Genomic DNA, 10377 nt, shown 5'->3' with positions numbered 1-10377 from the left:
TCCAGTCAGGGTTGACTGCGGTGATCACCTGCACCCAGGGATCCTGACCGACCGTCCTGACTAGACAGACACCGGGGTTACGAGACGTCCCTTAGTCCCGCCACCTGCTTGACGAATCCGTTCCAGCACATGCAGGACAGTCGGCCCTGGTTCCTGAGCGCCCGCGGTCGCGGTCGCGCTCGAACTCAGGCAGAGAATGAACAATTGCCGCCAGGATGCCATGCACGAGGGGAAGGCCACCCAGCTCGCTGATCGCGACCCACGCCATGTCGTCGTGCTCTTCCGGAGCGCGGTTGGTCGGAGTGCCAGCCCAGTCCCCGATGTGCCAGACGCCCGCGTGAAGGGCCTCCTCGCCTGTGCCGTCATGCACAACGCCCAGCCGTGAGGCGGACTCCGGCACGATGTGAACGCCGAGCTCCTCGTGCATCTCACGCGCGAGGGCCTGTAGTTCCGACTCACCCGCTTCGACCTGACCCCCGGGCAGATCCCAGACGTCCGGGTAAGCCCGTTTGGTCGGCCTGCGGTGCACGAGCAGGACCGCGTCGTTGTCAACGAGTGCGCCTGTGACGACGACATGCATGACGGGAGTAGAGCACAGGGACACGACAAGTTCGCCAGAGCCAAGAAGGGCTGGAGCATGCCGCAGGCTCGGTGGCGATGCTCCGCGCGCTAGTGATCCTCAATCATTGGCTCAGCCCACGCCGCGTGGCCGAACTCCCAGGTCCAGGTGATGCCGTCCGAGTCGCCCGTGGTCAGGTTGACGGCGGCGGCGATCAGATGTCGCCCTGCGGGCACGATGGCGACTCGCTGCCGGACTCGCTTCGCGTGGCGGATTTGGTACTTCAAGCCCTCGATGTCCACGACTCCGCACCCGTCGCCCGGCTGGTCGACGGAGGTCGACTCCACCGTCACGGGCCAGCCTTCCTTCTTGGCCTTGTAGAGCCAGACCTCGAAGGCGCGTTGCTTGCCGTCGTTCTCTGATACCCGGGCGATGATCTCGATCGGGTCGGTACGGCTGTCCATCGTCGTCCTCTTGCTCAGGGCCGAGAGTGCACCTTAACGGTGGCGGGCGGCGCTCGAAAAGATCGTTGCGCGGGTCGTCACTCGTACCGGTACTTCAGCGAGTCCGCCTCCGCCTGCTCGATGTCGGCGATCGTCAGCTCCGGCATCCGAAGCTGGGCCAGCGTCACCTCCGCGGAGGTCGGCTGCGCGTCCGCTGGCAGCCACCGGTCGGGCTCCCAGACCCCGGTGCGCAGGAGCGACTTCGGGCAGTGTGGATAGACCTCCTCGATTCCCACCACCAGCGCACTGGCCGGCGGCTTACCCACGGCGGTCAGCTGCGACAGCAGGTCGGGGCGAGTGGAGACGCAGGCCCGGCCGTTCACCCGAAGCGTCGTGGTACGCCCGGGGATCATGAACAGCAGCCCGGCCCGTCCGGTGGCGATGACGTTTTGCAAAGTGTCCAGGCGCTTGTTGCCAGTCGCGTCTGGTATCGCCACCGTCCGTGCGTCCAGCACGGCCACGAATCCGGCGGGGCCGCCGCGCGGGGAGACATCGCAGTTGCCCTCGGCGTCCACGCTCGCGACCAGGACAAGCGACGAGCAGCCGATCAACCGTCGGGTCTGCTCGGTGAGTTCGGTCATCTGTTTCCGTACGGCCGCCTCGCTGGGGAGGTCGTAGGCCTGGCGCAGCGCTTGCTGGTCGGGCACGGCGTCGAGGCGGAGCGAGTCGAAGGCGGTGCTGGCAGGGGCTGGCGTCATGCCGCCGAACCTATTGGGCACCCAGCGGCCGTGGGGGACCGTGACGGCGGGTGCTCGGCTCCGCAGCTCAGGGTGCTCTGCGGTCGCGGCCGACCCAGGTGGCGACGCACACTTCGTTGCCCTCCGCGTCGGCCAGAACCCACCACATCGGCGCGTGCGCGTCGGAAACCAGCTTGCCGCCGGCGGCCAGGGCGGCGGCGATGCGCGCCTCGGCCTGATCGTGCGGAACAGCGATGTCGAGATGCATGCGGTTCCGCTGCGGGCGCGGCACGTCCATCTGCTGCACGCCGAAGCCAGGGCCACGGCGCGACGGGTCGTATAGGTAGTCGTCGCCGATCTGGAAGTAGCCGAGCACCGCACGCCAGAACGGCAGCACATCCACGCTGACGAGCGCGTCGAGGCTGACGTTGATGACCTGCACGGCTGTCGGATCGGCGGCGAGGCCCCGCTCTCTCGCGGCGGCCGAGATCCGCCGGGCCAGCCCGGCGTCGCGCCGCGACAGGGACACCGTGACGCCGGTGCCGCGTACATCGATGTTCAGAATCCGCTGCTCGGCCTCGTCGGCGAGCCGGCCGATCTCATCGACGAAAGCGATGCCCTCGGTCAACGAACCGGTGGGGAAATGGGCGGAGACCAGGTGATACAGGGAGCGCCAGTCCCCCACACCCTCGGCCGCGTGAAACTCGCTGGCCGTGATCCGCCGAGTCATGCCAGCGAACCTAACATCGGACGCCCCAACCGGAGTTCGGACGCCGGCTGCCCGCGGGTTGGCGTAGCGGCAGACGAACGTGTAAGTTGCAGCTTACACGTTTGGAGGTGGGTGGTGCGTGACCTGGCCGCTGTGCTCAATGCCCTGGCCGATCCATCGCGGCGGGTGCTGCTGCAGCGGCTCGCGCACGGGCCGGCCACCTCCGGGCAGCTCGCCGAGCTGCTCAGCGTCAGCCGGCCGGCCACCTCGCAGCACCTGCAGGTGCTGCAGGCCGCCGGCCTGGTCCGTTCGACGGCGCTGGGCCGGCACCGGTGGCACGAGTTGGCGCCGGGCCCGCTCTACCTGGTGGAGCAGTGGGTCCGCAGCCTGGCCGACACATGGGCCGCCGCCCCGACGCTTGACGACCGTGCCGAAGCACCGCAACGAACCGCCGAATCCCGCAAGGAGAACACGCCGTGACCCAGCCCGTGACCTATGTCGAGCTGAACTCGCCCGACCTGCCCGCGTCCACCGCTTTCTTCCGCGAGGTGTTCGGCTGGGAACCCCAGCCGTTCGCCACCCCGGAGTACCTGGTGGCCCCGCACGGCGACAGCCCCGGCGTCGACACCGCCCTGCTGACCTCCCGCGACGGGCAACCCCGGGCGGTGCCGGTCATCCGAGTCCCAGACCTGGACGCGGCAACCGCCGCGGTCGGCGCGCACGGCGGCACTGTCGTCGTACCGCCGTTCGAGCTGGCCGGCGTCGGCCGCGGTTGCTACGTCATCGACCCCGCCGGGCTCCTGCTCGGGCTGCACGCCTACGACAAACGCTGAACGTGGCGGACGCCGAATTGGTGATGCTAGAGGCGCGGGAACTGTCCGCTTCTTCCGCCAGTCGTGTCGAGAACGCGCTGGCGGCTTCGTCTCAGGGGAGGATGCGACTATGGCGGCGCACCAGAGCGAGGAGATCCGGCATGGCGATCCAGCGGATGGACAACGTCCTCATTGTCGTCAACGACCTCGACGCTGTCATCGCGTTCTTCGTCGAACTCGGCATGGAGCTGGAGGGCAGGGGGCCGGTCGAGGGACGGTGGGTGGAGCGTGTGATCGGCATCGACGACGTCCGGCAGGAGGTCGCGATGCTGCGGACCCCGGACGGTCACGGCAAGGTCGAGCTGGCGATGTTCCACACGCCGAAGGCGATCAGCCCCGCACCGGAGAACGCGCCCGCGAACACCCTGGGGATCCGTCGGATCATGTTCGCCGTCGACGACATCGAGGACGTCATCGCCCGACTGCGTACGCATGGGGCCGAACTCGTCGGGGAGGTCGAGCGGTACGAGGACATCTTCCTGCTCTGTTACCTGCGTGGCCCGGAGGGCATCATCGTCGGACTGGCCGAGCACCTCCGCTGAGCCGCGAGAGTCAGGCCCCGACCTCGGCAACCATGGTGTCCGCGTCCGTGAACGACTCGACAGTGCGGAACCCTTCGGACGCGTAGAGACGGGCGGCGGCGTTCGCCCGCTCCACGCTCAGCGACACGGTACGGATGCCGCGGTCCCGCGCGGCGTCCAGGACGGCGCGCAGCAGCGCCCGGCCCACACCCCGCCCTCGCCACTCTCGCCGCACACCGATGGTCAGCTCCGGCACGTCGTCGGCGACGTACCCGTAGCCGGGATCTTCGGCGCTCAGGTGCCGGAACCAGGCGGCGCCGAGCGGCCGGTGAGCGGGGTCGACCGCGACCACACCGACGTCGGTCGGCCGCATCCACCCCGTGACGTAGTGGGCCAGCGCGGGATCCGCCAGGATCCGCTCGCGAGGCCAGTCGCGCTCGGGCAGCCAGTTCACGGCCTCGACGGCGAAGCCCCGCCACCGACATCGGGGACGGGCGGGAGTTCGTCGACATCGCCGCGCGACAGGCGCAGGGCGGCCCGCTGCAGGTCCGCGAGCGGGGATGGGCAGTGACTACGCTCGGGGCATGTTCCGTGCGGCTCGGCCCGATGACTTCGCGCAGATCATCCGCCTCTACCGGCAACTGAATCCGGACGATCCGGTGTTGGACGACGGATCCGACGAGGGGGTCTTCCAGCAGATCGTGAGTTCACCGGGGCTGCGTCTCTTCGTCCTCGAACGGGACGGGGTCGTCGTCGCCACGACGTACCTCAACGTGATCCCCAACATCAGCCGGTCGGCGTCGCCCTACGCCGTCATCGAGAACGTCGTCGTCGACGAATCGCGACGCGGCACCGGGCTCGGCCGGCAGATCATGGCCGGCACGCTCCAGGCCGCCTGGGACGCCGGCTGCTACAAGGCGATGCTGATGACGGGCTCGCGCGACCAGTCCACCCACGCCTTCTACCGCGCCTGCGGCTTCTCGGCCGACGTCAAGACCGCGTACCTCGCCCGCCCACCGACATCCGAGGGTTAACCGGGGAAGGTCTCGCGCAGGGCCGGGTCCAGCGCGCGGCCGGTCGTCGGCTCGACGAACAGCTCGGCGAGCAGCAGATCCGCGAGGTGGGTGGGGTTGATGCCGGACTCCTTGCCACCGAGGGCCTGCGACGCGCCGCCGAGCCGCAGGGCCGCCCGTGCCGCGCCGGCCGGGAGCCGGGCGACCCGGCGGCGTCGGCCCACCGCCTCCGCGATGCGCCCGATCATGTCGGTCCAGGTGAGGTTCTCGTCGGCGATCGGGATGTCCGCGCCGCTGGCCTGCTCCAGGGCGTCCGCCGTGACCTCGGCCACGCTGCGCGCCGACGCCGCGGCGCTTCCGCCGGTCGGCGCGACCAACGGGGTACGCGAGCGCGCCCACCGGTCCAGCGGACCGGCCCAGTTCGGCAGCCGGTCGCCGGCCCGACCGAAGACGAACGGCAGTTCGAGTACGGCGACCGGCAGACCCGTCCCGGCGGCGGCACGCCCCTCCCGGGCCTGCTCCAGCCGGCAGCGGATGTACGTGTGGCGCTCGGCGAGCCGCCACTGTGGATGCAGCCGGTTGAAGTACGTGTAGTACGAGCCCATGATTACCCCGCGGGTGAGACCCTCCGCGCGGGCGGCGGTGAACAGGCGTACCACCGGATCGACGTTGTCGCGGCGGAACTGCGGGTAGATCGGTTTGGGCAGCGGCCGCTGCTCGTCGGTCCGGGTGGCGTACACGACGCCCTCGTGACCGGTCAGCAACGCCCGCAGGTCGTCGATCGAGGCGGACCCGACATCGAGCTGGTGGTTGACTCCCGGCCCGGCGCTCCGCGCCACCGAGGTCGTGGCATGACCGCGCTCCCGCAGCACCTCCACGACGTGAGCGCCGATCAGGCCACTGCCACCCACCACGAGAATCCGCACGGCTCATCGTCCACTGCGGAGCCCCGTGCTTGTCAACAGTCGCCGTCGCTGTCGGCAGTCGAGGGGTGCGGTGGGCCCGGCCCGGTCACCGAACGGGCCGGGCCCACCACGTGTCAGCCGGTGGTGAGGACGAACTTCTCCCAGGCCCCGACGGACGTACGGTTGGCGATCAGTGACCCGGCCCCGGCGTTCTCCGCGCACACGATCTGGTTGTTGACCGTGGCGCGCAGACTGACCGTCCCATCCGAGTTGGTGATGAGCTGGAAGGTCTCCCACGACCCGACCGACGTGGCGTTGGCGACCAACGCTGCGGCGCCGGCGTTCGTGGCCGAAACGTAGAGCCCGTTGGCACGTGACCGCAGCGCGATGTTGCCGTTGCCGGCGTCCACCCGGTCGAACTGCTCGGTCGTGCCGACGCTGGCCTTGTTGGCGATCAACGCGGTGCTGCCGACCGCCGACACGTACTGGTTGTTGACCTGCGCCCGCAGCGTGCTCACCGGCGTGCTGCCACCGGTGCCGGTGGTGAAGGTGAACGCGTCGACATCGAACAGGTAGCCCGACCCGCCCTTGAAGACCAGGTACAGCGTGGTCGACGCGCTGGGCGGGTTGCTGATAGTGGCTGACGCATCGACGAACGTCTCCCAGTTGCCGGTCACCGGAACCGTGACCGTGCCCAGCAGAGTGCCGGTGGCCGACCCGGTCCGGACCTCGATGGTGCCACCGGCGCCGGCCGACGACGCCCGCACGGTGATGCGGTTGGCGTTGGCCAGGTTGTACGGCGTGTACGAGATCCAGTCGTTGTTCTCGATGAACCCGGCCGTGCGGCCACCCTCGGCGCTGGTGTGGTCGGTGGCCTGGACACCGGACGTCGCGCCAAAGTGCTCACCCTGGCGGTGCTTCGGTTGCAGCGTCCTGATGCTGTGCGTGGTCAGACCGCCGTTGTCGGTGTAGGCGGCGTCGAAGACCCCGTAGATGTTGGCCGCGGAGTCGTGCTCCCCGTCGGTCGGCACGGTGATCGAGCCGCTGCACCCGTTCTTCGAGGTGATCTGGTGGGCGTGGCTGTCGTGGCCCAGCGCGTACGTCAGGCTCACCTTGGAACAGTCGATTGTGCCGTCCTGTGGGTCGCTCACGCTGATCTGGTACGACACCGTGTCGCCGAAGTTGAACAGCTGCCCGTCGACGGGCGAGGTCAGCGTCACCGTCGGCGCGGTGTTTCCCACGGTGATGACCAGGCTCGCCGTACCGGTCAGGCCGGCCGGGTCGGTGACCTTCAACGTGGGGGAGTAGGTGCCGTTGGTGGTGTACGTCTTGGTGGGGTTGGCCGCCGTCGACGTGGTGCCGTCGCCGAACGTCCACAGGTAGCTCAGCGCCCCGCCCTCGGGGTCGGAGCTGCCAGCCGACGAGAAGTTCACCGTCAACGGGTTGGCCCCCGACGTGGGGTTCGCCGAGGCGACCGCGATGGGGTTGCGGTTGCCGCCGCCGATGTACTCGATCCGGAACAGCGCCTGGTTGTTCGAGCCGGTGCCGTAGTCCAGCACGTACAGCGCGCCGTCCGGGCCGAAGGCCATGTCCATGACCTGGGTGCCGCTCCACGGGAACGAGGAGATCTCGCCGCGGGAGCCGTCGGCGTTGATGGCGATCGGCTTGATCCAGCGTCGGCCGTACTCGCCGGCGAAGAACTGGCCGTTGAGCGACTGCGGGAACTTGATGCTGGAGTTGAGCGAGGCGTCGTACCGGTAGACCGGCCCGGCCATGGGCGACTCGGAGCCGCTGCCGAACTCCGACGGTGACCCGGAGTCGCCGGCGTACTTGATCCAGGCCGGCTTCGCCGCGGGCAGCGTGCCGAGGCCCGTGTTGCGGAACGAGTTGTTGGTCGGCCCGCCCGTGCAGTTGTACTTCGACTGCGACGGCCCGGACGGGAAGGTGTATTCATTGTATGTTTCCGTGCTCGTGTTGCTGCCGGTGCAGTACGGCCAGCCGAAGTTTCCGGGCGCCGTGATGCGGTTGAACTCCACCTGACCCTGTGGACCCCGGCTGGAGTTGGTGCTCCCGGCGTCCGGGCCGTAGTCGCCGACGTAGACGACGCCCGTCGCCTTGTCGACGCTCATCCGGAACGGGTTGCGCATACCCATCGCGTAGATCTCCGGACGGGTGTTGGCCGTGCCGGGCGCGAACAGGTTGCCCGACGGGATCGTGTACGTCCCGTCCGCCTGCGGCTTGATCCGCAGCACCTTGCCCCGCAGGTCGTTGGTGTTGCCCGCCGAGCGCTGGGCGTCGAACTGCGGGTTGCGGTCGGTGCGCTCGTCCAGCGGCGCGTAGCCCGACGACTCGAACGGGTTGGTGTCGTCGCCGGTGGTCAGGTACAGGTTGCCGGCGGCGTCGAAGTCCAGGTCACCGCCGACGTGGCAGCACTGCCCACGGTCGTTGGCGACCTGGAGCACGATCTTCTCGCTGCTCAGGTTGAGCGTGTCGTCGCTGTTGAGGGTGAACCGGGACAGCCGCAGGTGCCCCTTCCACCGGTCCCAGTCCGACTGCGTGCCGGTGGTGGGGGCGTCCCCGGACGGGGTGCTCAACGTGGGCGAGTAGTACAGGTAGATCCATCTGTTGGTGGCGAAGTTGGGGTCGACGGCGACGCCCTGCAACCCCTCCTCGTCGTGCGTGTAGACGGACAGGGTGCCGGAGACCTTGGTGTTGCCGGCCACGTCGGTGACCCGCAGGACGCCGTTGCGGGCGGTGTGCAGCACCGAGCGGTTGGGCAGGATGGCCAGGGACATGGCCTCGCCCAGCTCGGCCGAGCCGGTGGCGAGTTTGACCTGCTGATAGTCGCTGGCGGGGATAACCACCGCCTGGGCGGCGGTGGAGGGTGCGGCCACGGCCAGGGTCACACTCGCGACGGTGGTGACCGCCGCGACGAGTGCCCGGGACCAGCGCCGGGGGTTCGAGAGCATGATCGTCCTTCCTCGACGACCAGGGCCGGGCGTGCGGGGGCGCACCACGGCCAGGTGAGGGTGGTGAAGAAGCGAGCCGCGGCGCGGTCAGTTGGTGACGAGGTTGAACTTCTCCCACTGGCCGATGGAGGTCCGGTTGGCGATCAGCGGGGAGGAGCCCCCGTTGTCGGCGGCCACGTACCGGCTGTTCACGGTGGCCCGCAGGCTGACCGTGCCGTCGGAGTTGCGGATCAGCTGGAAGGTCTCCCACGCGCCGGCGGTGGCCCGGTTGGCGATCAGCGCGGCGGCCCCGGCGTTCTCGGCGGCGACGTACTGCCCGTTGCTCTTGGCGCGCAGCGCGACGTTGCCGTTGGCGAGGTTGACCAGTTCGAACCGCTCGCTGGTCCCGGCGGAGGTCTTGTTGGCGATCAGCGGGGTGGTGGCGTTGGGCGCGCTGACGTACTGGTTGTTGGCGAGGGCACGCAGGGTGGAACCGGTGGCGGCGGGCGGCGGGGTGGTCGGCGGGGCAGTCGTCGGCGGGGCCGTGGTGGGCGGCGCGGTGGTGGGCGGCGCGGTGGTCGGCGGCGCGGTGGTCGGCGGCGCGGTGGTGGGCGGCGCGGTGGTCGGCGGCGTCGTCCCCGGCGAGCAGTTGGCGCTCACCGAACCCGCGGCGACCTGCAGGCCACCGAGCAGCATCTTGGTGAAGTTCGGGTCGGTGTACGACGCCTCGGTGTGTCCGAGACCCGTGTACCAGGCCCGACCGCCGCCGAACGCCTTGCACCAGGTGATCGGGTGGTCGCCGTTCATGGTGCCGCCGCTGTAGGACGACTCGTCGAGGCTGGCGAGGACCCGCGCGCTGGAGCGGGGGTTGGTGCGGTAGTTGTACCACTCGTCGGAGCGGACCCAGGTGGCGCCGAGATGCGCGGTCGACGGGTTGGTCCGGTCCTCGATCTTCACGGTCGCGGTCTGGATCGCCGGGTGCGAGTCGAACCACGCGCCGACCAGCTGGCCGTACCACGGCCAGCTGTACTCGGTGTCGGCGGCGGCGTGCACGCCGACGTACCCGCCGCCGGCGGCGATGTACTGCTCGAAGGCCGTCTGCTGGCTGGCGTTGAGGACGTCGCCGGTCGTCGACATGAAGACCACCGCCTGGTACTGGGCCAGGTTGGAGGTGGTGAACTGGGCGGCGTCCTCGGTCGCGGTCACGCTGAAGCCGTTGGAAGCGCCGAGCTGCTGGATGGCCGCGATTCCGTTCGGGATGGACGAGTGCCGGAAGCCGGCGGTCTTGCTGAACACCAGGACCTTGGTCAGCGGTGCGGCCGAGGCCGTCGTGGGAAGGGCTATCAGGCCGGCCATCAACACGGCCAGGCCGGTGACGAATGCCAACAGGCGGGGACGGGAACGCATGGTCTTGCTCCTCTGCTGAGCGTCGACCCCGAGGGGTGCGCGAGGGCACGCCCGGGGCCAGGGTGGCGGTGGTGCGGAAGCCGGGCCGCCGATGCTCGGCTGAGATGGTGCGGTGATGTGGAGCGGTGGTGAACGTGCGATTGGCCAGCCGATGACTCCGACCAACCTCTATGGACGGTCACAGTGCATCGACTCACATCGCTGACGCAGTAAACCTCCGATGTCTGCGCCCCGTCAAGCCCACCCGCTCCGGCCTGGGACGC

General features: G+C 69.5%; 12 protein-coding genes. 4 read left to right on the top strand and 8 right to left on the bottom strand.

Translation table 11 applies throughout. The features are described from left to right. Positions 1 to 91 precede the first annotated feature (91 nt). The 4 genes from ACFYPH_RS30585 to ACFYPH_RS30570 all read right to left on the bottom strand — a co-directional run bounded on the left by ACFYPH_RS30585 (position 92) and on the right by ACFYPH_RS30570 (position 2469). The gene (locus ACFYPH_RS30585; protein WP_355068724.1) at positions 92 to 580 is read right to left on the bottom strand and encodes an NUDIX domain-containing protein; all 489 of its coding nucleotides are present in this window, start codon (positions 578 to 580) and stop codon (positions 92 to 94) included. 89 nt (positions 581 to 669) lie between these two features. Beyond that, positions 670 to 1023 (bottom strand): hypothetical protein, encoded by a 354-nt coding sequence (locus ACFYPH_RS30580; protein WP_355068722.1) that lies wholly within the window; start codon positions 1021 to 1023, stop codon positions 670 to 672. 77 nt (positions 1024 to 1100) lie between these two features. Next, positions 1101 to 1760: an MSMEG_1061 family FMN-dependent PPOX-type flavoprotein gene (locus ACFYPH_RS30575; RefSeq protein ID WP_355068720.1), complete on the bottom strand. Its 660-nt coding sequence runs from the start codon at positions 1758 to 1760 to the stop codon at positions 1101 to 1103. Between the two features lie 67 nt (positions 1761 to 1827). Continuing rightward, a complete protein-coding gene (locus ACFYPH_RS30570) occupies positions 1828 to 2469 on the bottom strand; it encodes a VOC family protein (protein ID WP_387186550.1) in 642 nt (213 codons plus the stop codon). A 114-nt stretch (positions 2470 to 2583) separates the two neighbouring features. Between ACFYPH_RS30570 and ACFYPH_RS30565 the strand changes: the two genes are divergently transcribed. The 3 genes from ACFYPH_RS30565 to ACFYPH_RS30555 all read left to right on the top strand — a co-directional run bounded on the left by ACFYPH_RS30565 (position 2584) and on the right by ACFYPH_RS30555 (position 3862). Beyond that, positions 2584 to 2928 (top strand): ArsR/SmtB family transcription factor, encoded by a 345-nt coding sequence (locus ACFYPH_RS30565; RefSeq protein ID WP_387186548.1) that lies wholly within the window; start codon positions 2584 to 2586, stop codon positions 2926 to 2928. After that, positions 2925 to 3281, top strand: a complete 357-nt coding sequence (locus ACFYPH_RS30560) for a VOC family protein (protein ID WP_355068714.1) — start codon at positions 2925 to 2927, stop codon at positions 3279 to 3281. The genes ACFYPH_RS30565 and ACFYPH_RS30560 overlap by 4 nt, the downstream gene beginning before the upstream one ends. A gap of 140 nt (positions 3282 to 3421) precedes the next feature. Then, complete coding sequence (locus tag ACFYPH_RS30555; RefSeq protein ID WP_354861881.1) at positions 3422 to 3862, top strand: VOC family protein; 441 nt, start codon at positions 3422 to 3424, stop codon at positions 3860 to 3862. 10 nt (positions 3863 to 3872) lie between these two features. Here ACFYPH_RS30555 and ACFYPH_RS30550 read toward each other — a convergent pair whose 3' ends face one another. Then, positions 3873 to 4295 carry a GNAT family N-acetyltransferase gene (locus tag ACFYPH_RS30550; protein ID WP_355068712.1) on the bottom strand — a complete coding sequence of 141 codons (423 nt, stop codon included), beginning with the start codon at positions 4293 to 4295 and terminating at the stop codon, positions 3873 to 3875. 130 nt (positions 4296 to 4425) lie between these two features. On the opposite strand from ACFYPH_RS30550, the gene ACFYPH_RS30545 reads away from it, so the two are divergent. After that, positions 4426 to 4875 (top strand): GNAT family N-acetyltransferase, encoded by a 450-nt coding sequence (locus ACFYPH_RS30545; protein ID WP_355068710.1) that lies wholly within the window; start codon positions 4426 to 4428, stop codon positions 4873 to 4875. On the opposite strand, the gene ACFYPH_RS30540 is transcribed toward ACFYPH_RS30545, so the two are convergent. From ACFYPH_RS30540 to ACFYPH_RS30530, 3 genes are all read right to left on the bottom strand, one after another. Then, positions 4872 to 5780 (bottom strand): NAD(P)-dependent oxidoreductase, encoded by a 909-nt coding sequence (locus ACFYPH_RS30540; protein ID WP_355068708.1) that lies wholly within the window; start codon positions 5778 to 5780, stop codon positions 4872 to 4874. The two genes, ACFYPH_RS30545 and ACFYPH_RS30540, sit on opposite strands and share 4 nt — an antisense overlap. A gap of 113 nt (positions 5781 to 5893) precedes the next feature. Continuing rightward, positions 5894 to 8728, bottom strand: coding sequence for a PQQ-dependent sugar dehydrogenase (locus ACFYPH_RS30535; protein ID WP_354863309.1), 2835 nt, complete (start codon positions 8726 to 8728; stop codon positions 5894 to 5896). Positions 8729 to 8815: 87 nt separating this feature from the next. Beyond that, positions 8816 to 10114 carry a ThuA domain-containing protein gene (locus tag ACFYPH_RS30530; protein ID WP_355068706.1) on the bottom strand — a complete coding sequence of 433 codons (1299 nt, stop codon included), beginning with the start codon at positions 10112 to 10114 and terminating at the stop codon, positions 8816 to 8818. Positions 10115 to 10377 lie beyond the last annotated feature (263 nt).

The organism is Micromonospora sp. NPDC005252, from assembly GCF_042872475.1.
Taxonomy (GTDB): Bacteria; Actinomycetota; Actinomycetes; order Mycobacteriales; family Micromonosporaceae; genus Micromonospora.
The sequence above is the reverse complement of the archived record's forward strand: the minus strand, read 5'-3'. Positions and strand labels throughout refer to the sequence as shown.